Origin of the sequence: Geothrix sp. 21YS21S-4 (genome assembly GCF_030845995.1) — a bacterium.
Lineage (GTDB): Bacteria > Acidobacteriota > Holophagae > Holophagales > Holophagaceae > Geothrix.
In genome coordinates this window covers 2,329,570-2,351,517 of sequence record NZ_CP132719.1, presented here as the reverse complement: position 1 = coordinate 2,351,517, position 21,948 = coordinate 2,329,570, and the positions used below count along the sequence as shown (strand labels likewise).

The window sequence follows — 21,948 nt, the reverse complement described above, 5'->3', positions numbered from 1 at the left end:
GGAGGGCGGAAAAGGCCCCTTTGTGAGGCGCGTCACAGGGGCGTCATTCCCCCGTCATCCGCGCCTGCATGTCCTCCCAGTCCAGATCCGTCCACCACTCGCGCTCCAGCCCTTCGCAGGCGGTCCCGAAGGACGGGCACAGCATGCAGCCGTCCCCGCGGAGGACCTCCGCATCGTGCAGGGGCGGGTAGGTTTCGGTTAGTGCGAGGCCCGTCGCCCGCGCGTCAGCCTCCGCTTCGGTCATGGGCCGGGACGGCAGCTCGCGGACGTGGACGCGACGGAGGCGCTCCTCCCCTTCGGGAAAGAGGACCGAATTCTCGGCGTCGATGTGGCGCCACAGGGAGCGGCTGTAGTCCACGGCGAGCGCCCGCAGACGCTCCCGGTCGGCTTGCTCGATCAAGGCTGTGCCGACGAGGCCTTCCAGCCCATCCAGCAGGCCCGCCATCCGGGCATGTTCGGCGGTCAGGGCGGCCAGGGGCCCGCGGTGGGCGGGCACTTCGGCCCGCTCGGCCAGGGCGCGGAACAGGACCTGCTCCTCCTTGTCGTGGTGGAAGTCCCCGGCGTAGCGGCGGAAGAAGGCCATGAAGCGGGGGCCGTCCGACGGAGCGCCCTGCCCGGCGAGGCGCGTCTCCACGAACGTCCGGAAGGCGCCCGCCACGCGCTCGATGAGCTGGTGTTCGGCGCGGAGATCCTCGATCAGTTGCACGGCTGGGCCTTCGGCGCGCCTTCCACCCGCATCCCCAGGGCGCCCAGCAGCCAGTGGTCGTGGTTCCCGCCGGGGTTGGGGGTGGTGAGCAGCTTGTCGCCCGTGAAGATGGAGTTGGCGCCCGCGAAGAAGCACAGGGCCTGAAGCTCGTCGCTCATCTGGGTGCGTCCGGCGCTGAGGCGGATGCGGCTCTTGGGAAACAGGATCCGGGCCGCTGCGATCATGCGGACCAGCTCCAGGGGCGGCAGGGGCGGGACGCCGGCCAGGGGCGTGCCGTCCACGGCCACGAACTGGTTGATGGGGATGCTCTCGGGGGCGGGCTCCAGCTCCGTCAGTTCCTGCAGGAAGTGGATGCGCTGGTCGATGGTCTCGCCCATGCCCACGATCCCGCCGGAGCACACCTCCAGCCCCGCGGCGCGGACCGCCGCGATGGTGGTCAGGCGCTCGTCGAAGGTCCGGGTGTGGATGATGGTCTCGTAGAAGTCGCGGCTGGAGTCGATGTTGTGGTTGTAGACCTGGCAGCCGGCGGCCTTCAGGCGCTGGGCCTGGGATTCGTCCAGCATCCCGAGGGTGACGCAGACCTCCATCCCCATTCCGGAGACGCCCCGCACCATGTCCAGGACGGCGTCGAAGTTGGCGTCGTCCTTCACCTCGCGCCAGGCGGCGCCCATGCAGTAGCGGGTGCTGCCGTTCGCCTTGGCCTCGGCGGCCCCCGCCAGCACCTTCTCCACGTCCTTGAGGGGCTCCCCCTTCAGGGCGGTGTTGTAGCGGGCGCTCTGGGGGCAGTAGGCGCAGTCCTCGGGACAGGCGCCGGTCTTGATGGAATCCAGGGTGCAGAACTGGATCTCCTCGGCGTTCCAGTGCGCCCGGTGGGCCGTGGCGGCGCGGTAGAGCAGCTCGGGGACCGGGAGGTCGTGGAGGGCGCGGATCTCGTCGGCGGAACGGGGCATGGGCGCTCGCAAAGGCGCCATTCTACCCCGGGCTCTCCCTGACGGAGGTTCATACCCATCGGCGATCAAGAACCAAGATTCTCTTTTCACCACCAATTGGTGGTGAGCCTTGTCTTTGGAATGCAAAATGGCATCAGCCGTCCACGTGCAGGCGGTAGCCGACGCTGGGCTCGGTGATCAGGTGCCGGGGTCTCGTCGGGTCGGCCTCCAGCTTGCGGCGGAGCATGGCCATGTAGATCCGGAGGTAGTGGGTGTGGCCTTCGCCTCCGGGGCCCCACACCTCGCCCAGGAGCTGGGCGTGGGTGGCGACCTTCCCGTTGCGCTTCGCCAGGGCCTCCAGCAGGCGGTACTCCAGGACCGTCAGCTTGACGGGAAGGCCGTCCTGGCTCACTTCCCGACGCCCCAGGTCGATCCGGAGGCTCCCGCTGCGGACGGCGGGTTCGGGGGCTTCGGAGGGAAGCGCGTGGCGGAGGGCCACCCGGATCCGGGCCAGGAGCTCGGCGGCCCCGAAGGGCTTGGCCAGGTAGTCGTCGGCGCCCTGGTCCAGGGCCCGCACCTTGTCCTTCTCCTGGGTCCGGGCGCTCAGGACGATCACCGGCTTGCGGCTCCAGCTCCGCAGTTCCCGCAGGACCGCCATGCCGTCCAGGTCCGGCAGCCCCAGGTCCAGCAGCACCAGGTCGGGGTTGTGGCTCCGCGCCATGGCCAGGCCTTCGGAGGCGGTGGCGGCCCACAGCACCTGGTAGGACTGGCCGGCGAGGGTGGGCACCAGGAAGCGGCGGAGGGATTCCTCGTCCTCGACGATCAGGATCAGCGGCTGGTTCACGGGGCGCTCCCGGTGGCGGGTTCGGGGGCGGCGGGCGGCGTGCCGTCCAGGGGAAGCGCCAGGTGGAACACGGTGCCCCCGCCGGGCTGGCCCTCGGCGCGGATCCAGCCGCCATGGGCCTGGAGCACGGCCCGGCAGATGGCGAGGCCCAGCCCCACGCCCCCTTCGCCCGCGCCCGGCAGCCGGAAGAACTTGTCGAAGACCCGCTCCTCGAAGCCCTCGGGGAGGCCCGGCCCGCGGTCCGCCACTTCCAGGTGGACCCATCCGGGCGCGCCCCAGGCCCGCAGGTCCACGTTCCGCCCCGGCGCGTGGACCTGAGCGTTGGTGAACAGGTTGATGAGGACCTGCTCGATGAGGGCCGCGTCGAGGGGGACCAGCGGGAGATCCTCCGGCAGATCCACCCTCACCGGCAGGGGGCCGGAGCGGCGCTCCAGGCGGCCCAGGGCCGATCCCACCACCTCCTCCAGGGGCTGCCAGTCCTTCTGGGCCTGGAGGGCGCCGCTTTCGAGGCGGGTCAGGTCCAGGAGGTTCCCCAGGAGCTGGGCCAGGCGCTCGCTTTCGTCCTGGATCATGGCCAGCAGGTCCCGGCGGGTGGATTCGGGAATCTCGCCCGGCAGGAGCAGGCTGCTGGCGGCGCCGTGGATGGCCGCCAGCGGCGTCCGCAGGTCGTGGCCGATGGCGCCCAGCAGGGTGCTCCGGAGGCGCTCGGTCTCGTTCTCGACGTGGGCCCGGCGGGCCTCCTCCAGCCAGCGCAGCCGCTCCAGCGCCAGGGCGATCTGGACGGCGAAGGCCTTGAGGAGTTCCCAGGTGGAGGGCGGCAGCCCCTCCGGCTCGTCCGGGAGGATCCGCAGGACGCCTTCGCTGCGGTCGGTGCCGGTGAGGGACAGGCAGGTGGCCTCGCCCACGGCCAGGGGCTCCAGGGGATCGCCCAGCCGCTCCCCCACCGCCAGCCGGGGCAGGAGTTCCGCGGGGGCGGGCAGGTCCGCGGCCAGGAAGGGCGGGGAGAAGGGGAAAGGCTGGACCGCCCAGCGGTCGTGGTCGGGGAACAGCAGCCACGCCTGGGCGCGGAAGACGCGGCGGATGTGCTCGGCGGCGGTCTCCGCCACTTCCCGGGGTGTCCGGCTGCGCGCCAGGGCGCGGCCCAGGAGGTAGAGGGAGGCGGTGTGGACCTCGCGGCGCTGGACCTCCCGCGCCTGCCGCCGCATCCGGCCCAGCAGCCCGATGACCACTTGGGCCGCCACCAGCATCAGCAGGAAGAAGAGCAGGTTCGGCCAGTGCCCGCCCGCCACGTTGAACCGCGGCGTTTCCAGCAGAAAGTCGTAGAGAAGCGTGCCCACGACGGAGGCGAGGATCCCCAGCGCGGGCCCCCAGCGGCGGGCGATGAAGGTGGCGCCCACCAGGTAGATGGGAAGCACCAGGGAGAGGTTGCCCTCGGGCGGCACCAGCCACGCCAGTCCCGTGCAGGCGGCCAGCACCACGAACGTGCCGACCACGGCCCCGAACCGGATCCCTCCGGCGCCGGGACCCGCGCCCTCCGCGCGGTCGTCCATCACGACGATCTGCGCGTCGAGCCCCCGGCGCTGGAGCTCGTCCGCGGTGGAGTGCCCCAGCCGCGCCCAGGGCCAGCGGTCCCGGGAACGGCCCAGGACCAGCGCCTGGGCGTGGCTGCTCCTCACCAGGTCCGTCAGGCCCCGGGCCAGGGTGGGCGCCTGCGCCCACTGGACCTCCGCCCCCAGGCGCTGGGCCTCCTGCATCCAGACCTGGACCTGCTCGGCGTCCTCGGCGACGCCGGGGCCCGTGTCCACGTGGACCGCGATCCAGGGCGCGCCGCGCTCCCGCGCCAGGCGGAACCCCGCCTGGATCAGGCGGAGCGAGCGGGCCTCGGAACCGAGGGCCACGAGGATGGGCCGGGGATGCGCGTCCATGGATGGAACCAGGGTAAGCCGACCACGGGGGCCGCATAAAAAGCGCGTAAAAACTCCGGCCCGCGGACCCTGGTCACAGGCCTTCCTCTGCATACTCGGCCGTCGGATTCATTCGTGATGAGGAGGTAACTTTTATGTCCCCCATGCCGCTCAACGTCGGCAATACCGCGTTCATGCTGCTCTGCGCCAGCCTCGTGATGCTGATGACCCCCGGCCTCGCCTTCTTCTACGGCGGGCTCGTGGGCCGGAAGAACGTGCTGACGATCATGACCCAGAGCTTCGTCAGCCTCGGCTGGACCACGGTGCTGTGGTTCGCCTTCGGCTACTCCATGTGCTTCGGCCCCACCTGGCACGGGATCGTGGGCGATCCCACCCACTACGCCTTCCTGAAGGGGATCACCCTCCAGAGCATGTACACAGGCAATGACGCGGGCATCCCCCTGATCGTCCACGTGGCCTACCAGATGATGTTCGCCATCATCACGCCGGCCCTGATCACGGGCGCCTTCGCCAACCGGGTGACCTTCAAGGCCTACTTCCTGTTCCTGACCGGCTGGCTGATCTTCGTCTACTTCCCCTTCGTCCACATGGTGTGGAGCCCCGAGGGCATCCTCGCCAAGTGGGGCGTCCTGGACTTCGCGGGCGGGATCGTCGTCCACAACACGGCCGGGCTCGCCGCCCTGGCGTCCATCCTGTACGTGGGCCGCCGCAAGGTGGTGGAGAACGTCCCCCACAACATCCCCCTCATCGCCCTGGGCACGGGCCTGCTGTGGTTCGGCTGGTACGGGTTCAACGCCGGGTCCGAGCTGAAGGTGGACAGCATCACCGCCAGCGCGTTCCTCAACACCGACGTGGCCGCCAGCTTCGCCGCCGCCGCGTGGCTGTTCGTGGAATGGATGAACGCCAAGCAGCCCAAGTTCGTGGGCCTGCTCACGGGCGCCGTCGCCGGCCTCGCCACCATCACCCCGGCGGCGGGCTACGTCTCCCTCAGCACCGCGGCCCTCATCGGGATCCTGGCGGGCGTGATCTGCTACTACGCCGTCGCCCTCAAGAACAAGCTGGGCTGGGACGACGCGCTGGACGTCTGGGGCGTGCACGGCGTGGGCGGCTTCATCGGCGTGATCTTCCTGGGCGTGTTCGCCTCCAAGGCCTGGAACCCCGCCGGGTCCGACGGCCTCCTGCTCGGCAACATCGGCTTCTTCGGGAAGCAGTGCGCCGCGGTGGCCGTCTCCTCCGTGTGGGCCTTCGGGTTCACCTACGGAATGCTGTGGATCATCGACCGCATCACCCCGGTCCGCGTGGCGCCCACCGCCGAGGAGCGGGGGCTGGACACCGAACTGCACGGCGAAGAGGCCTATCCCCAGGGGCTCTGATCCGCCGGCAATCGTTCTGACGGGGCGGCCGCGGGGCCGTCCCGTCCCCGTTCTTTGGAGATGACCATGCGCGCGCATCGCGTGACGATTTCCCTGCTCGGCTTCTGTGCCGTCCTCGTGGCCCAGCAGGCCCCTTCCGAAGCGGCCGCGCCCACGCTCAAGTGGCGGGGCTCCCTGTGGGCCTCCGCGGTCACCCAGGACCGCGAGACCTCCGACGGCTCGCTGGCCTTCCGCCCCATGGAATCGGGCCAGAGCCAGTTCAGCCTCGACGGCCTGATGCTCGGCGTGGATGCGAGCTTCGCGCGGGGCTGGTCCGCCAAGGCGACCCTCCTGGCGGGCCAGACCGGAAAGACCATCCAGGCCAGCACCGGCGACACCGGGACCATCGCGCCGGTGGAGGCCCTGGTGGCCTGGACCGGCGAGCGGGACACCCTGCGCGTCGGGCGGATGATGACGTTCATCGGAATGGAGTTCCTGGACGGCAGCCAGAACATCACCGCCAGCCGGGGCCTTCTGTTCTCGTACTCGGATCCCTTCGGCCAGGTGGGCGTGAACTGGCACCACGCCTTCAGCCCGGTGTGGAGCGCCGACCTGTGGGTGTTCAACGGCGAGGACCGCCTCAAGGACAACAACCACGGGAAGTCCATGGGCCTGGGGCTCACCTACAACCATCGCGGCGCGCAGGACCGCTACCTCTCCCTGCACGCCTACCGCGGCCCCGAGCAGAACGGCCTGGGCGCGGCGGCCAACAGCGGCGCCGAAGGTCGCCAGCGCGAGCGGGTGTGCCTGATGGGGCAGTGGGTGTGGGGGCCCTCCACCCTCCAGGGCGAAGTGTCCCTGGGGCGGGAGCGCTTCGCCGCGGCCGACATCCTCGGGGCCGTGATGCCCGTGGATGCCTTCTGGCGCGGGGTCGGCGCCATCTACAAGCTGGACATCGGCCGGGGCATCGCCCTCTTCGTCCGGGGTGAGCACCTGTCCGATGATTCCGGCGTGCGCCTCTCCTGCGATCCCACCATCCGCGCGAGCCTGGAGCTGGATGGCCCCGGCGGGACCTACGCCGGCCGCTCGGGCGTGGATCTGGTCGCCTGGTCCTGGAGCGTGGGCGCCGAAAAGAAGCACGGCCCCGCCTTCGCGCGCCTGGAGCTGCGGCAGGACCGGCTCAACCGGGACCTCGCGGATGCCCAGGGCAAGACCTTCCGCGAGGGCTTCTCGGCCACCATCGGGTTGGGCGCGAGTTTCTAGACCTTTCTGTCGCAATTGATCTGCGCCGGTCTGCGGTCCCTCCCGGAGAAAGAGGGATCTCTTCCGGATTGGTCTGTAAAAGGGCCGGGGTTTTCAGGGAACTCCGGCCCCGCCGTGCTAGATTGGGACCCTTCCGCACGCCGACCTCGGCAGGAGTCCCAAGGAGTGCCTTTGGCCGCCCGTTCCGACCTGTCCGCGCCCGCCGCGACCCTGACCCGCGACCAGCGGGTGGGACTGTACCGCACCATCTACGCCGCCCGCCGGATCGACGACAAGGAGATCACCGGCAAGCGCCAGAACAAGGTCTTCTTCCAGATCAACGGCGTGGGGCACGAGGCCGTCCAGGCCGCCGCCGCCATGGCGTTCCGGCCCGGCCACGACTGGTTCTTCTTCTACTACCGGGACCGCGCCCTGGCCTACGGCCTGGGCTACACCGCGAAGGAGATGTTCCTGGGCTCCGTGGGCGCGGCCAGCGATCCCGCCAGCGGCGGCCGCCAGATGCCCAGCCACTGGGGCCACCGGGATCTGAACATCTTCACCACCTCCAGCCCCACGGGCAGCCAGTTCCTCCAGGCCGTGGGCGCCGCCGAGGCCGCGCTCCGGGCGGAGCAGGGCGGTCTGCAGGATCAGCTGGGCATCCGTTCCGACGAGGTGGTGCTGGTCACCACCGGCGAAGGCACCTGCAGCCAGGGCGAGTTCTGGGAGGCGGTCAGCAACGCGGCGACCCTCAAGGTCCCCGTGGTGTTCCTCGTGGAGGACAACGGCTACGCCATCAGCGTTCCCAGCGAAGTCCAGTATCCCGGCGGCAATGTCGCCGCGCTGCTGAAGGGCTACGAGGCCCACGGTCTGCTGGTGATCGACGACGTGGACGGGTGCGATCCCATCGCCAGCTTCCAGGCCCTGAAGGCCGCCGCGGACCACGCCCGCGCCCGCAAGGGTCCGGCGCTCGTGCGCGCCCGGGTGATCCGGCCCTACAGCCATTCCCTCTCCGACGACGAGCAGCTCTACAAGTCCAAGGCCCAGCGCGAGGCCGAGGCCCAGCGGGATCCCGTGGCCACCTACGCGGACCAGCTGGTGGCCTGGGGCGACCTGTCCCTGGAGGAACTGCAGGCCCTGAAGGCCGACGTCCAGGCGGAGGTCGACCGGGCCTGGGAGGAGGCGGACGCGGCTCCCCGGCCCGAATCCGGCAGCTTCTACGAGCACCTCTACAGCCCCGACGCCGACCCCGCGTCCCCGGACTTCGACACCGAAGCCGCCGCCGGCGACCAGGCCACCGGCGCGAAGACGATGATCGACCTCCTGAACGCCACCCTGAAGCACGAGATGGCCCGCGATCCGCGGATCCTGGTGTTCGGGGAGGATGTCGCCGACGCCAGCCGCGAGGAGATCCTGGCCGAGGTGAAGGGGAAGGGCGGCGTGTTCAAGGCCACGCATGGCCTGCAGAAGCAGTTCGGCGGCCACCGGGTGTTCAACTCGCCCCTGGCGGAGGCCACCATCATCGGGCGCGCCATCGGCCTGGCGGCGCGGGGCTTCAAGCCCGTGGTGGAGATCCAGTTCTTCGACTACATCTGGCCCGCCATGCAGCAGCTCCGCGACGAGCTGGCCAACATCCGGTGGCGCTCCAACGGGGCCTTCAAGGCGCCGATGGTGGTGCGCGTCCCCATCGCCGGCTACCTGATGGGCGGCGCCACGTACCACAGCCAGTGCGGCGAGAGCACGTTCACCCACATTCCGGGGTTGCGGGTGATCTGCCCCAGCACGGCCCTGGATGCCGCCGGCCTCCTGCGGACGGCCATCCGCTGCGACGATCCCGTCCTCTTCCTGGAGCCTAAGCACCTCTACCGCCAGACCCACAACAAGGGCAACGATCCGGGACCCGACTTCATGATCCCGTTCGGGAAGGCCCGGACCGTGCGGGAGGGCGCGGACCTGTCCGTCATCACCTTCGGGAACACGGTCCACCGCGCGGTCCAGGCGGCGCGGGCGGCGGAGAAGGAGGGGCTCTCCGTCGAGATCCTCGACCTGCGCAGCCTCAATCCCTACGATTGGCCCGCCATCGAGCGCACGGTGAAGAAGACCCACCGCGTGATCGTGGCCCACGAGGACACCGTGAGCTGGGGCTACGGCGCCGAGATCGCGGCCCGGATCGCCGACGAGTTGTTCTTCCATCTGGACGCCCCGGTCCGCCGCGTCGGCGCCAAGGACACCTGGGTGGCCTACTACCCGGCCCTGGAGGACGAGATCCTGCCCCAGCCCCAGGACTTCCTGGAGGCCTATCGGAAGCTCGCCGCCATCTGATTTTTCCTGATCTCGATTTTGGAATTGCAGATCCGGCGGGTTTTCGGCGGTAGCATGGGCATCCTTCCGGAGGCGTCATGCGTACCTTGCCGCTCGTCCTTTCCCTCACCGCCACCGCCGCGTTCGCCCAGTTGGGCGCTCCCAGTTCCGGAGCCGGCTTTCAGCCCACCTGGAGCCTCGGGCTCCAGAGCTACGGCCCGACCCTGAAGGGCCACTTCCGCGGGGTGGAGGACGGCCAGCCTATTGATGTCGACTTGGATTCGGACCTGGGTCTGGGGAAGGACAAGACCACCCCGGGGTTCTTCGTCGAGTACCAGGGTCCCCGCTTCGCATTCCAGATCTCCAATGGCTCGGCGGAGTACCGTGGTGACCGGATTGTGAACCGCATGGTGACTCTGGATGGCGTCCCCTATATCGCCGGCACGCGGGTCCAGTCCCACGTCAAACTTGCCACGGTGGACGGCGTGTGGACCATCAAGTTCCTGCGGGGGGACGACTCTTGGCTGGGCGTGGACTTGGGTGTGCAGGCTTGGACCTTGGACCTGGACGCCCGGAGCGCGCCGCTCCTCGGACCGTCCCAGGAATCCAGCACCCGGATCACCGCGCCCATTCCCCAGATCGGACTGTCGGGTGGCGCGCGGGGCTTCAACGGCGCCGTGGAAGCCAAGGCCTACGTCCACTACCTGGCCTACAAGAGTGCCAAGTACAACCTCTACGGGGCGGACGTGCGGATTTTCCCCGTCCGGTGGTTCGGGCTGCGGGCCTTCTACGAGGCGGGCCACTTCGACGTGCCCGAAGGCTCCATCCAGGACGATCTGGAAGTGAAGCTGGACCGGAAGGGGGTCGGGTTCGGAGCCGTCCTCCGATTCTGAAAATCGGAACTCGACGCAGAAAAAAGCGGTGGACTTCCGCAATCCTGTCATGCTGGATGCCGTGACCCGCCAGGGGCGGACCTCACACCAAAGCAATGACAGCCTGGTCTGGGGGCCATGTCATCGCAATCAACATCACCAGACACTCTGCAGGAAACAGTCATGGCTCAAGGCACCGTCAAGTGGTTCAACGCCGAGAAGGGTTTCGGGTTCATCACCCCCGACGAAGGCACCGCTGATCTCTTCGTCCACCACACCGCGATTCAGGGCGGCGGCTTCCGCACCCTGGACGAGAACCAGCGCGTCAGCTTCGAAGTCGCTCAGGGCCAGAAGGGCCCCCAGGCGACCAACGTCGTCAAGATCTAACGCTCCAACTCCTACCGTTCAAGATAAAAAAGGCGGCCTTCGGGCCGCCTTTTTTATCGTTCCTTTTCCCGGCGGGCCTAGTGGTGGCCGTGATCGTCGGCGACGGTGGGCTTGCCGATGAACTCCGGCCGGCGACCCAGCGCGATCACCCAGAACCCGTAGGCGGCCAGGATCGCCACGCCCAGGATGAACAGGGCAGGGCGAGCCGTGGCGAACGCGGCCCAGCGGAAGCCGAGGAGGCCCGCCAATCCGCCGAGGAGGCCGGAGGCGATCAGGATCGCGCCCCAACGGGCCGCGGTCGCGGGATTCTGGCCCACTTCCTCGGGCAGGGTGCCGAGGGGCGTCTTGACCTCGCCGGCCAGGTGCGTGCCCTGGAAGAGGAGCACAGCGAACAGGATGAAATAGAAGATCAGGAACGGCATGGGGAAACTCCGCAAGCTCCCAGGATCGCACAAGCGGCGGGGGAGAGGGAGGCGCCAAAGGCGGAATGGGGGGTTGACAGGATTAACCGATTGATTAACCTGGAAAAACCGAGTTAATCACTCGATTGATCTTTTCGAGGTCCCCTATGACGCCCGCTTTCTCCCAGGACACGCGGACGCGGCTCATCGAGTCCGCCATCCTCCATTTCGCCGCGAAGGGATTCGACGGGGCGGGAATCCGCGAGATCGCCAAGGGGGCCCACGCGAACTCCGCCCTGGTGGCGTATCACTTCTGCGGGAAGGAAGGCCTCTACCTGGAGGCCCTGAAGCACATCTTCACCCGCAAGGCTTGCCACGTGGCGGCCCTCGCGGCGGTTCCGGCGCCGGGAACTCCCGGGGCCCGGGAAGCGGCCATCCAGGGGCTGAAGGACCACATCCGCGCCTTCATGGAGGACCTGATCTCCACCGACCGGAGCGATCCGGTGGAAGAGGCCGCCATGGTCCTGATGGCCCGCGAGATGCAGGCCCCGCGCCCCGCGGCGGCGCCGCTCCTCCTGGAGCAGATCCAGCCCTACATCGATCACCTGGTGGCCTGCCTGCGGGTGCTGCGCCCCGACCTGTCCGCGGACGACCTGCTGAACATGGGGTTGAGCATCCAGGGGCCCCTCATCCACTTCCGGAATTCGCTGGGGATCATCCGCCTCATCCGCGGAAACCCCGACTATCCCGAGGACTTGTCGGAACTCGTCCGCCATCTCACCGAATTCAGCCTGCGGGGACTCGGCATTCCCGAGGCGTTCCCCCAGCCGAGGAGCTGACATGCTGCTGTTCGCCCCGCCCGCCCTTCTGGCGCAGGCGCCGCTTCCCCCGCCGACTTCTCCGGAAGTCCCCGCTCCGGCGGCCTCAGCCGCCCCGTCCCTGGATCTGCCGGGGGCGCTGGCCCGCGCCCGGCAGGAGAACCCCCTGCTCCGCGCCGCCAAGGCCCGGGTGGACGAGCGCCGCGGGCTGATCACCGCCACCCGCGCCGACGCGCTGCCGCAGCTCACCCTGGTGGGCGACTTCACCCGGGCGCGGGACGTGTCCATCCTCAACAGCGGGTTCGGCGACAGCGCCGCCCAGTTCGGGTTCACGCCCGAATCGCTGGTGGGCGCCCGCAACATCTACACGGGCCAGGCCAACCTGGCGCAGCCGCTCTTCTACTGGGGCAAGCTGGGCACCGCCATCGACATCGCCAAGATGGGCGAGCGCGAGGCGGTCTACGGGTTCACCACCGCCGAACTGGACACCCTCCACGGCGTGGCGAAGGCCTACCTGGCGGTGCTCTCCGCCCAGGCGCAGCTGGAAGTGGTGCAGGTCCAGCGGAAGACCGCGGAGCAGTTCGTCTCCGACGTCAAGGCGCGGCTGGAATCGCAGACCGCCACGGAGCTGGATCGGCTGCGGGCCGAGAGCGAGCTGTTTGCCGTGATTCCCGATGCCCTCCAGGCCGAGGCCGACGTGAAGCGGACCCTGGAGGTTCTGAACGGACAACTGGGATTGGATCCCAAGGCTCCCCTGCGGCTGGCCGACCTCGGACGGGCGGAACTGCTCGCCAAGCCCGCGGGCGCGGAGCGGAGCGAACTGGCCCAGATGCGGCAGCAGGAGGCCATGTACCGGGCCAACGAGAAGATCATCACCTCGGACCTGCGGCCCAAGTTCGACCTGACCGCCAGCTACGGCTACCAGGCCGAGAAGTCGGACAACCTGTTCAAGGAGCCCTACGACACCTGGAAGGTGAGCGTCACCATGCGCTTCCCGGTCTTCGACGGACTCCGCAGCTCCGGCAAGCGCGCGCAGAACACGGCGCAGCTGGAGCAGGTGAAGCAGACGCGCATCGACAAGGAGCGCTCCATCGCCATCGAGCAGAGCACCGCCGACCGCGAGCTGGACAAGGCCGTCGCCCTGGACGAAGCGGCGCGCCGGGCCCATGACGCCGCCGCCGAAGCGCTGCGGATGAGCCGCGAGTCCTTCGACCAGGGGCTGATCACCTCCCTCGACCTCCTTCAGGCCGAGCGCGCCGAGCGCCAGGCGGAGAGCCAGCGCCGCCGGGCGGAGCTGGGCCTCTGGTCCGCCCGCTTCGACCAGCGCCGCTCCCTCGGCCTGCCCCCTCTCTGATTTCGACGATTCCGGAGCCGACCATGAACCGAAAGACCATCCTCTTCGTCGCCGTCCCCGCGCTCGTGATCGCCGGGGCGGCCACCTTCCACCGCGGCAAGCGGAACACGGAGCTGGATCACCAGTCCTCCGTGAAAGCGGAGGGCACGGTGCCCGTCACCCTCGTTGCCCTTCAGGAGCGCAGCTTCCGCCCCGCCGTCGCCTTCACGGGCACGCTGCTGGCGGTGAACCGCGCGGAGCTGAAGGCCGAAGTGGCCGGGCGCGTGACCCGCGTGGCCGTCCAGGAGGGCGATTCCGTCGCCGCCGGGGCCCTCCTCGGCGCCCAGGACGAGGACGACTACACCCTGGGTGTCCAGGCTGCCGAGGCCCAGCTCGCCCAGGCCCAGGCGCAGGCCCTCCAGGCCCAGCGCGACAATGACCGCTCCGTGGCCCTGCTGGAGAAGCGGAGCATCACCCGCCAGTCCGCCCAGCAGGCGGAGACGGGCTACAACGCCTCCCGCGCCGCCGCCGCGGCCGCCCAGAGCAACCTCGGCCTGGCCCGCCTCCGCCTCAAGAAGGCCCGCCTGGTCGCGCCCTTCGCGGGGCAGGTCGCCCGCCGCGCCGTGCAGCCCGGCGAGATGCTGAGCCCCGGCCAGACGGCCTTCGAAGTCGTGGACAACCGCAAGCTGGAGATCCGCGCGGATCTGCCGGCGGAAGCCATGGCCCAGGTGAAGGTCGGCCAGAAGGCCACCTTCCGCGCCATGGGCCTGGACCGGCCCGTGGAGGGCCGCGTGGCCCAGGTGAGTCCCAGCCTGGCCCAGGACGGCCGCACCCTGCGCGTCCGCCTGGAAGTGGCCAACCCCGACGGCGCGCTGAAGGGCGGGCTGTTCGTGGAAGGCGTGATCCTCGGCGAAGGCGAGACCAAGCGTCCCGCGCTGCCGGCCACGCTGCTGAAGGCCCAGGACCGAGACGCGGAACTCTTCGTCGCGGACCAGGGCACGGCCCGCCGCGCCAAGGTGACGCTGGGCGTCGAGCAGGACGGCTATCGCCCCGTCACCGGCCTTCCCGCCGGGGCGCAGGTCATCGACGGCGGCAAGGACCTGGTGGGCGAAGGCACCCGCCTGCGCGTGATCGGCAACGCGGCAAATGCCCCCGCCGCGGGAGGGAAGTAACCCATGTTCCTCTCCGACCTCTCCATCCGCAGGCCGGTCTTCACGGTCTGCATCATGTTGGCGCTGGTGGTCCTCGGGCTCTTCTCCGTGAAGACCCTGGGCATCGACCAGTACCCCAACACGGACATCCCCACCGTCACCGTCTCCGTCGTCTACCCCGGCGCCAGCCCCGAGTCCGTCAAGCAGGACGTGGTGCGGAAGATCGAGGAGGCCGTCAACCCCATCGAGAAGATCAAGGAGATCAGCTCCACCAGCCAGGAGGGCCTGGGCACGCTCGTGATCCAGTTCCACCTGGGCCGCAACGTGGACAACGCCCTCAATGACGTCCGCACGAAGATCGGCCAGATCCGCCGCGACCTCCCCAGCAACATCGAGGAGCCGGTCATCTCGAAGTTCGACCCCGCCCAGCTGCCGGTGCTGTCCCTCGTCCTGAAGCCCGACGCCCAGCATGCCTCGCTGGACGACCGGGAACTGACGCGCATCGCCGAGGACTTCCTGAAGCGGCGCATCGAGAACATCCCCGGCGTGGGCAAGGTGGATCCCGTGGGCGTCAGCACCCGCGAGATCCTGATCCAGATCGATCCCCAGAAGCTGGAATCGCAGGGGCTGTCGCTCCAGGCGGTGAACAGCGCCCTGGGCAGCGACACCATGGCCGTGCCCAGCGGCAACCTCCTCCAGGGCGACCGCGAGGTCTCCGTCAAGGTGGACGCCAAGGCCCGAGCCGTGAGCGACTTCAACCACGTCGTCGTGGGCAACAAGGAAGGCCGTCCCATCGAGCTGCAGGAAGTGGCCACGGTGGTGGACGGGATCAAGGAGCGCCGCAGCCTGGCCCGCCTCGGCGGCCAGGACGTGGTGGCCCTGGAGATCCAGCGGCAGACCGGCGGCAACACCGTCGCCATGGTGAAGGCCGTGGAAGCGGCGCTGGAGGAGCTGAAGCCCGAGCTGAAGAAGCAGGGCGTGGAGGTGGTCACCGCCAAGGACAACGCGCGGTTCATCATCGACAACGTGGACGACGTGAACGTGTCGATCTACGTGGGCGGCCTGCTCACGGTGATCATCGTGTTCTTCTTCCTGAAGAGCTGGCGCTCCACGCTGATCACGAGCCTCACCCTGCCGGTGTCGGTGATCTCCACCTTCATCGTGATGCGGGTCCTGGATTTCACCCTGAACACCATGACACTGATGGGGCTCAGCCTCGCCATCGGCATCCTGATCGACGACGCCATCGTGGTCCGCGAAAACATCACGCGGCACGCGGAAATGGGCAAGGACCACGTCACCGCCGCCCGCGAAGGCACCGCGGAAATCGGCCCCGCGGTCATCGCCACCACCCTGTCCATCCTCGCCGTGTTCGTCCCCGTGGCGTTCATGGGCGGGATCGTGGGCAAGTTCTTCTTCCCCTTCGGGATCGTGGTGGCCTTCGCCGTGGCCGTGTCGCTGTTCGTCAGCTTCACGCTAGATCCGATGCTCAGCGCCGTGTGGCCCGATCCGGAGCACGAGAAGAGCACCGACGGCCACGTCCACTACCAGGGCCGCAACCCGATCATGCGCAGCGTCGAGGCCTTCGGCCGGATGCTGGACCGCTGGGAAGCGCTCTACAAGCGGGCCATCGAGTGGGCCATGGAGCACCGCAAGACCGTGATGTTCCTGGGCGGGGCGAGCTTCATCCTGGCCATGGCGCTGTCCGGGCTGCTGGGGAACAACTTCATGCCCGACTACGACCGCGGCGACCTCCAGGCCACCTTCAAGGCGGAGCCCGGCTCCAGTGTCGCGGCCACCCGCGAGAAGGCCGTCGCTCTGGAGAAAGCGATCCTCGCCGTGCCCGGCGTGGACTTCGCCTACACCACCATCGGCACCGGCCTGAACGGAACGGTGGATTCCGGCGGCATCTACATCAAGCTCAAGGAAGGGCGCCGTCCCAACCAGGTGGTCATCCGGCGGCAGATCCGCGAGAACTTCCGGTCGGTCCCCGGCGTGGACGCCTCCATCGGCACCGCCAACGACTGGGGCACCTCCTTCCCCATCATGGTGGCCGTCCAGGCCCCGGAGCGGGACGCCGTCATCCAGGCCGCGCCCCTGGTGAAGGAAGCCCTGCGCAGCGTTCCCGGCGCGGTGGACGTCACCACCAGCCTGGACAGCGGCAAGCCCGAGCTGCGGCTCGTCATCGACCGCAAGGCGGCGTCGGACCTGGGCGTGAGCCCCGGCCTGGTGGCCCAGCTCGTCCGGCCCCTGGTGGACGGCGAGAAGGTGGCCAAGTTCGAGGACGAGAAGGGCGAGCAGCGCGACGTCCGCGTGCGGCTGGAGGACCGCCAGCGCCGCTTCACCGCCCAGCTCGCGAACATGACCGTCCAGAGCACCAAGGACATCGGCGGCGGGAAGCACCCGCTGGTCCGCCTCAACCAGGTGGCGCGCTTCGAGGAGGGCATCGCCCCCGCCAAGCTCCAGCGCCACGACCTGATGGAAGAAGTGGAAGTGGACGCCAACTTCGACGGTTCCACTCTGGGCGAAGTCAGCGCCGGCGCCGCCAAGAAGGTGGAGGAGCTGAAGGCCAGCGGGAAGCTCCCCGAAGGCGTGCGCGTGGAATTCCTGGGCCAGACCCGGGACAACAAGGAGACCGCGGGCTACATGGGCTCCGCCCTGCTGCTGGCGGTGTTCTTCATCTACTTCGTGCTGGCCAGCCAGTTCGAGAGCTTCAAGCTGCCCATCGCCATCATGGCCAGCCTCCCGCTGTCCATGGTGGGCATGGTCCTCATGCTGCTCGTCACCGGCGACTCCATGTCCATGATGACGAGCATCGGGATGATCCTGCTGATGGGCCTCGTGACCAAGAACGCCATCCTGCTGGTGGACCACGCCCTCCATCTGGAGCGCGAGGAGGGCATTCCGCGCCGCCAGGCGATCATCCGGGCGGGCACCGTGAGACTGCGGCCCATCCTGATGACCAGTTTCGCCATGGTCGGCGGCATGCTGCCCCTGTTCCTCGCCCTGGGTGCCGGCGCGGAAATGCGGGCCCCCATGGCCCGGGCGGTGGTGGGCGGCCTGATCACCTCCACCCTGCTCACCCTGATCGTGGTCCCGGTCTTCTTCGAGATCATCGAGGAGATGAGCCTGGCCCGCGGTTGGGCCTGGATCCGCCGCCGCCTCGGGATGTCCGTGCCCGAACCCGCCGCCGCGCCTCCGCTGGCGGAAGCGCCGGACGCCTGAAAACGCCTTCCCACCGCCAACGTACCTTGGTGGCGATTCTTAATCTTTACAAGCCCGAGGAAGCGCGAGACCCCCCGGTTTCGCGCTTCCTCGCGTTTTTGGCGGCCTCCCTTCCCCGGGATTGCGGCACTCTGGAAGGTCCATGGACGCGCTTTCCCCCGACTTGAGAGACCTGCTGCGGCTGGCGGAAGGATCCCCCGAAGGGCTCGCCCCCGGCGCCCGGCTGCGCTGGACTTCCCCGCCGGCCCTGGCCCTGGTGCTGGCCCGGTGGATCTCCCGGGAAGGGCGGATCCAGTCCCTGTGGGTGGACGCCCCCAGCGAAGCCGAGGCCCGGACCCTGGCCCAGGATCTCCAGGCGCTGCTGCCGGACGCGGGCGTGGCGCACTTCCCCGGGTTCGCGCCCTACGCCGGGGGCGAGAGCAGCCCGCCGGGGATGGTGCTCCGGGACCGCCTCGCCACGCTGGTGGGCCTGTTGGAGCGGCGGGTGCGGGTCCTGGTGACGGGACCGCTGGCCGCCTGCGAGAAACTGCCCCACCCCACCTGGTTCCAGAAGCAGAAGCTCGACCTGCGCCAGGGCGCCGAAGTGCCCCGCGAACTCCTCCTGGAGACCCTCATCGCCCTCGGCTACCGCCGGGTGGACATGGCTTCGGCCCCGGGCGAATTCAGTTCCCGCGGGATGGTGGTGGACCTTTGGCCCGACCACCTGGAGCAGCCCCTGCGCCTGGAGACCTTCGGCGACGAACTGGAGCGCCTCAGCCCCTTCGACCCCGACACCCAGCGGCGCACCGGCGAGGCCCTGGAATCCCTCACCCTCTATCCCCGCTTCGAGGGCGACCGCGGGGACGGCCCCGCTCTCCTGGCGGCGGTGGCGTCCCGCGCGGACCGCACGCCCGAGCCGGGCGACGACCTGGCGTTCCGCCGCGCGCGATTGGCCACCCACGGCCACTTCCCGGGCGAGGAGTTGTTCCATCCCCTCCTCGCCCAGCCCAAGGGCCAGCTCACCCATTGGGTGCCGCCCTGCCTCCGCGTGCGGCTGGACGGGCCGTGGGAGGACGCCCTGCGCGAAGCGGAGCGCGCCCGTATCGAGGAAGGGCTGGCGGTGCTCCGCCGGGGCGGGGTGATCTGTTCCGACTTCGAGGACCGCTTCCTGCCCTCCGATCCCAGCCGGCCCACCTTGCACCTCACGGAGTGGCAGAGCGAGGCCACCGTGCCGCTGGCGGCCCAGCCCGTGCGCGAGTTCCAGGGGCGGCTGCCGGAGCTGGCCGCGCACGCCCAGGAGCTGGCGCTCACGGGCCACCGCGTGTTCCTGGCGGGCTCCACGCCGGGGATGCGGGACCGCTTCGCGGAGTTCCTGCGCGACTACGACCTGCCCCACGCCTACGGCACCGAAACCGGTTGCCGGGCGATCCTGCTGAGCCTCAGCGCCGGCGTCCATCTGAAGGAACCGGGCCTGGTGGTGTTCACCGAGCGCGAGATCTTCGGGCGGAAGGCTGTCCAGGCGGCGCCTAAGAAATCCCGCAGCGCGGCCTTCCTGTCGGACCTGCGCGACCTCAAGCCGGGCGATCGCGTGGTCCACATGGACCACGGGATCGGTGAATTCGTGGGCTTTACCACCCTCACCGTGGGTGGCGAGGACCAGGAGGTCCTGCAGCTCCGCTACGCCGACGGCGGCCAGCTCAACGTCAGCCTGGAGCGCGCGGACCTCGTCCAGCGCTACACCGGCGCTGAGGGGCACCTCCCGCCCCTGGACAAGCTGGGCGGCGCGAGCTGGGCCAAGGTCAAGCGCAAGGCGAAGAAGGCCATCCGCGACATGGCCGACGAGCTGCTGAAGCTCTACGCGCAGCGCAAGCTGGAGAAGGGCCACGCCTATCCGCCGGATGGCCCCGACATGGCCGCCTTCGACGCCAGCTTCCCCTTCACTGCTACGCCGGATCAGGTGGAAGCCATCGAGGCGGTGAAGGCGGATCTCGAATCCCCGCGCCCCATGGACCGCCTCTTGGTGGGCGACGTGGGCTTCGGCAAGACCGAAGTGGCCATGCGCGCCGCGGCCAAAGTCGCGCTCGAAGGCCGCCAGGTGGCCGTCCTGTGTCCGACGACCGTGCTGTGCTTCCAGCACTTCCGCACCTTCAAGGAGCGCTTCGCGGGCTTTCCCATCCGCATCGAGATGCTGAACCGCTTCGTGGATCCCGCCGATCAGAAGCTCGTCCTCCAGGAGGTGGCCGACGGCAAGGTGGAGATCGTGGTCGGCACCCACCAGCTCCTGGGCGCCCGCGTGAAGTTCGCGGATCTGGGTCTGGTGGTGGTGGACGAGGAGCAGCGCTTCGGCGTGGGGCACAAGGAAAAGCTGAAGAAACTGCGCCTCAATGTGGACCAGCTCGCGCTTTCCGCCACGCCGATTCCGCGCACGCTGCACATGAGCCTCACGGGCCTGCGCGAGATCAGCCTCATCGAGACGCCGCCCAAGGACCGTCTCGCCATCGAGACGGTGGTCGCGCCCTGGAGCGACGAGCTGGTGCAGACGGCCATCCAGTTCGAGCTGCGCCGCGGCGGCCAGGTCTACCTCGTGCATAACCGCGTGGAATCCATCGTCTCCATCGCCGAGCGCGTCCGCGAGCTGGTGCCCGACGCCCGCGTGGCCGTGGGCCACGGGCAGCTGACCGACGACGGGCTGGAGCAGGTGATGCTCGCCTTCATGGAGGGCCGCGTGGACGTCCTGGTGGCGACCACCATCGTCGAGAACGGCCTGGACGTGCCCAATGCCAACACGCTCATCGTCCACCGCGCGGACGCCTTCGGGCTGAGCCAGCTCTACCAGCTGCGGGGCCGCGTGGGCCGCAGCGACGTGCCCGCCTACGCCTACCTGATGATCCCGCCCAAGCACGAGATCAGCGAGGACGCCCGGCGGCGCCTCCAGGCCCTCGAGGACTTCTCCGAACTGGGCTCGGGCTTCCGCGTGGCGGCCATGGATCTCGAACTGCGCGGCGCCGGCAACCTGCTGGGCGGCGAGCAGTCCGGCCACATCCACGACATCGGATTCGAGCTGTACGTGAAGCTGCTGGAGGAGACCCTCCAGGAACTCCAGGGCCAGCCCAGCGGCACCTTCGACGTGAAGCTGGACGGCCTGGCCCCCGGCGCTCAGCTCAGCCGCCGGTGGATCGACCAGGCCAGTGAGCGCCTGGTGGCCTACAAGCGCATCTCGCGCCTCCGCGAAGAGCGGGACCTGCAGCTCTACCGGATGGATCTGGAGGACCGCTTCGGCCGCGTGCCCGAGGACGACGAGGGCACCCAGCGGTTCTTCGAACTGCTCAAGGTGAAGCTGCGCGCCCAGGCCCTCGCCGTCTCCGAAGTGGCCGCCGACAAGGGCCAGCTCCGCCTGCGCCTCAGCCCCCAGACCCCCCTGGATCCCGCCAAGCTCATGGCCTGGGTCAGCCAGCAGAAGGGCGCCAGCCTCGGCCCCGACGGCGCCGTCCGCATCCCCCTCCTCACCGGCCCCGAAGGCCCCATCCTTCAGGCCCAGCGGGTGCTGGAGGCGTGGGTCGCCCTTCAGGCCTGAAGTTCCGCTACAGGAACATCCCTCCCGACACCTCGATTCGCTGTCCCGTAATCCAGCCTGCGGGCTCGGACAGCAGGGCGGTGAGGGCGCCGCCCACGTCGTCGGGAAGGCCGACGCGGCCGAGGGCGGTCTGGCTGGCGATGAACTGGTTGACGGCGGGGTTGTCGCGGACGGTACCGCCGCCGAAGTCGGTCTCGATGGCGCCGGGGGCGAGGGTGTTCACGGCGATCCGGCGGGGGCCCAGCTCCTTGGCGAGGTAGCGGGTGAGCACTTCGACGCCGCCCTTCATGGTGGCGTAGGCGGAGTAGCCGGGAAGGGAGAAGCGGGCCAGGCCGGAGGAGAGGTTGACGATCCGGCCCCCGTCCGCGAGCAGGGGCAGCAGGCGCTGGGTGAGGAAGTAGGGACCCTTCAGGTGGATGGCCACGAGGCGGTCGAACTGCTCCTCCGTGGTGTCCTGGAAGGCCGCGTGGATGCCGATCCCGGCGTTGTTGACGAGGGTATGGAAGCGCTCGGCGCCCCACGCATTCAGAACCGCCTTCACGCGGTCGGCGAAGGCGGCGAAGGTGCCGGACTGGCCCACATCCAACTGGAAGGCTTCGGCGCGGCGGCCCAGGCGGCGGATCTCGTCCGCGACGGTCTGGGCTTCGTCGGCCCGGCTGTGGTAGGTGAAGAGGACGTCGAACCCCGCCTGGGCGAGGTGGAGGGCGGCGTTCCGCCCCAGTCCGCGACTTCCTCCGGTGATCAAGGCCACGCGCTGGCTCATGGATGGCTCCTCGGAACGGTTGAGACCGTCCGTCCAGGCTAGGCGCCTGGGAGGGGAGGAGGGTAGACGGATCCGCTCGATCTATTGCCCGATCCTCCAATAAAAAGGAATCCGAGGAAAGAGGCGCTGGCCTTATGCTCTCTCCTGGA

Annotated in this window: 16 protein-coding genes; 10 read left to right on the top strand and 6 right to left on the bottom strand. The window is 69.4% G+C overall.

All coding sequences use genetic code 11. From position 1 onward, the window contains the following. Window positions 1-43: 43 nt before the first annotated feature. The 4 genes from RAH39_RS10735 to RAH39_RS10720 form a co-directional block, all read right to left on the bottom strand. Complete coding sequence (locus RAH39_RS10735) at window positions 44-706, bottom strand: hemerythrin domain-containing protein (protein WP_306590097.1); 663 nt, start codon at window positions 704-706, stop codon at window positions 44-46. Then, on the bottom strand, window positions 697-1,656 hold the full coding sequence (gene bioB, locus RAH39_RS10730; RefSeq protein ID WP_306590096.1) for a biotin synthase BioB: 960 nt from the start codon (window positions 1,654-1,656) through the stop codon (window positions 697-699). Before bioB ends, RAH39_RS10735 begins: the two co-directional genes overlap by 10 nt. 133 nt (window positions 1,657-1,789) lie before the next feature. After that, the gene (locus RAH39_RS10725; protein ID WP_306590095.1) at window positions 1,790-2,479 is read right to left on the bottom strand and encodes a response regulator; all 690 of its coding nucleotides are present in this window, start codon (window positions 2,477-2,479) and stop codon (window positions 1,790-1,792) included. Continuing rightward, the gene (locus RAH39_RS10720; protein WP_306590094.1) at window positions 2,476-4,404 is read right to left on the bottom strand and encodes an ATP-binding protein; all 1,929 of its coding nucleotides are present in this window, start codon (window positions 4,402-4,404) and stop codon (window positions 2,476-2,478) included. Before RAH39_RS10720 ends, RAH39_RS10725 begins: the two co-directional genes overlap by 4 nt. A 143-nt stretch (window positions 4,405-4,547) precedes the next feature. Between RAH39_RS10720 and RAH39_RS10715 the strand changes: the two genes are divergently transcribed. From RAH39_RS10715 to RAH39_RS10695, 5 genes are all read left to right on the top strand, one after another. Beyond that, on the top strand, window positions 4,548-5,777 hold the full coding sequence (locus RAH39_RS10715; RefSeq protein WP_373467357.1) for an ammonium transporter: 1,230 nt from the start codon (window positions 4,548-4,550) through the stop codon (window positions 5,775-5,777). 66 nt (window positions 5,778-5,843) lie between these two features. Continuing rightward, entirely contained in the window at window positions 5,844-7,019 is a 1,176-nt protein-coding gene (locus tag RAH39_RS10710; protein WP_306590092.1) for an outer membrane beta-barrel protein, read from the top strand. A gap of 165 nt (window positions 7,020-7,184) precedes the next feature. Then, window positions 7,185-9,317 carry an alpha-ketoacid dehydrogenase subunit alpha/beta gene (locus RAH39_RS10705; RefSeq protein WP_373467324.1) on the top strand — a complete coding sequence of 711 codons (2,133 nt, stop codon included), beginning with the start codon at window positions 7,185-7,187 and terminating at the stop codon, window positions 9,315-9,317. Between the two features lie 77 nt (window positions 9,318-9,394). Further along, the gene (locus RAH39_RS10700) at window positions 9,395-10,189 is read left to right on the top strand and encodes a hypothetical protein (protein ID WP_306590090.1); all 795 of its coding nucleotides are present in this window, start codon (window positions 9,395-9,397) and stop codon (window positions 10,187-10,189) included. Between the two features lie 162 nt (window positions 10,190-10,351). Next, window positions 10,352-10,555, top strand: coding sequence for a cold-shock protein (locus RAH39_RS10695; protein WP_306590089.1), 204 nt, complete (start codon window positions 10,352-10,354; stop codon window positions 10,553-10,555). A gap of 77 nt (window positions 10,556-10,632) precedes the next feature. Here RAH39_RS10695 and RAH39_RS10690 read toward each other — a convergent pair whose 3' ends face one another. Further along, window positions 10,633-10,977, bottom strand: a complete 345-nt coding sequence (locus RAH39_RS10690; RefSeq protein WP_306590088.1) for a hypothetical protein — start codon at window positions 10,975-10,977, stop codon at window positions 10,633-10,635. 146 nt (window positions 10,978-11,123) lie between these two features. On the opposite strand from RAH39_RS10690, the gene RAH39_RS10685 reads away from it, so the two are divergent. From RAH39_RS10685 to mfd, 5 genes are all read left to right on the top strand, one after another. Then, window positions 11,124-11,795: a TetR/AcrR family transcriptional regulator gene (locus RAH39_RS10685; RefSeq protein ID WP_306590087.1), complete on the top strand. Its 672-nt coding sequence runs from the start codon at window positions 11,124-11,126 to the stop codon at window positions 11,793-11,795. 1 nt (window position 11,796) lies between these two features. After that, window positions 11,797-13,128 carry a TolC family protein gene (locus RAH39_RS10680; RefSeq protein ID WP_306590086.1) on the top strand — a complete coding sequence of 444 codons (1,332 nt, stop codon included), beginning with the start codon at window positions 11,797-11,799 and terminating at the stop codon, window positions 13,126-13,128. A 23-nt stretch (window positions 13,129-13,151) separates the two neighbouring features. Continuing rightward, complete coding sequence (locus tag RAH39_RS10675) at window positions 13,152-14,279, top strand: efflux RND transporter periplasmic adaptor subunit (RefSeq protein WP_306590085.1); 1,128 nt, start codon at window positions 13,152-13,154, stop codon at window positions 14,277-14,279. Between the two features lie 3 nt (window positions 14,280-14,282). Continuing rightward, complete coding sequence (locus RAH39_RS10670) at window positions 14,283-17,483, top strand: efflux RND transporter permease subunit (RefSeq protein WP_306590084.1); 3,201 nt, start codon at window positions 14,283-14,285, stop codon at window positions 17,481-17,483. A 142-nt stretch (window positions 17,484-17,625) separates the two neighbouring features. Next, entirely contained in the window at window positions 17,626-21,036 is a 3,411-nt protein-coding gene (mfd, locus tag RAH39_RS10665; RefSeq protein WP_306590083.1) for a transcription-repair coupling factor, read from the top strand. A 7-nt stretch (window positions 21,037-21,043) separates the two neighbouring features. On the opposite strand, the gene RAH39_RS10660 is transcribed toward mfd, so the two are convergent. Continuing rightward, window positions 21,044-21,799, bottom strand: a complete 756-nt coding sequence (locus RAH39_RS10660; RefSeq protein ID WP_306590082.1) for an SDR family NAD(P)-dependent oxidoreductase — start codon at window positions 21,797-21,799, stop codon at window positions 21,044-21,046. Between the last annotated feature and the right edge of the window lie 149 nt (window positions 21,800-21,948).

Excerpts from the sequence above, each read along its gene's own strand:
- RAH39_RS10675 (WP_306590085.1), top strand. The coding sequence starts at position 13,152 with ATGAACCGAAAGACCATCCTCTTCGTCGCCGTCCCCGCGCTCGTGATC.
- RAH39_RS10720 (WP_306590094.1), bottom strand. The coding sequence starts at position 4,404 with ATGGACGCGCATCCCCGGCCCATCCTCGTGGCCCTCGGTTCCGAGGCC.
- mfd (WP_306590083.1), top strand. The coding sequence starts at position 17,626 with ATGGACGCGCTTTCCCCCGACTTGAGAGACCTGCTGCGGCTGGCGGAA.
- bioB (WP_306590096.1), bottom strand. The coding sequence starts at position 1,656 with ATGCCCCGTTCCGCCGACGAGATCCGCGCCCTCCACGACCTCCCGGTC.
- RAH39_RS10690 (WP_306590088.1), bottom strand. The coding sequence starts at position 10,977 with ATGCCGTTCCTGATCTTCTATTTCATCCTGTTCGCTGTGCTCCTCTTC.
- RAH39_RS10700 (WP_306590090.1), top strand. The coding sequence starts at position 9,395 with ATGCGTACCTTGCCGCTCGTCCTTTCCCTCACCGCCACCGCCGCGTTC.
- RAH39_RS10660 (WP_306590082.1), bottom strand. The coding sequence starts at position 21,799 with ATGAGCCAGCGCGTGGCCTTGATCACCGGAGGAAGTCGCGGACTGGGG.
- RAH39_RS10685 (WP_306590087.1), top strand. The coding sequence starts at position 11,124 with ATGACGCCCGCTTTCTCCCAGGACACGCGGACGCGGCTCATCGAGTCC.
- RAH39_RS10695 (WP_306590089.1), top strand. The coding sequence starts at position 10,352 with ATGGCTCAAGGCACCGTCAAGTGGTTCAACGCCGAGAAGGGTTTCGGG.
- RAH39_RS10670 (WP_306590084.1), top strand. The coding sequence starts at position 14,283 with ATGTTCCTCTCCGACCTCTCCATCCGCAGGCCGGTCTTCACGGTCTGC.
- RAH39_RS10680 (WP_306590086.1), top strand. The coding sequence starts at position 11,797 with ATGCTGCTGTTCGCCCCGCCCGCCCTTCTGGCGCAGGCGCCGCTTCCC.
- RAH39_RS10715 (WP_373467357.1), top strand. The coding sequence starts at position 4,548 with ATGCCGCTCAACGTCGGCAATACCGCGTTCATGCTGCTCTGCGCCAGC.
- RAH39_RS10710 (WP_306590092.1), top strand. The coding sequence starts at position 5,844 with ATGCGCGCGCATCGCGTGACGATTTCCCTGCTCGGCTTCTGTGCCGTC.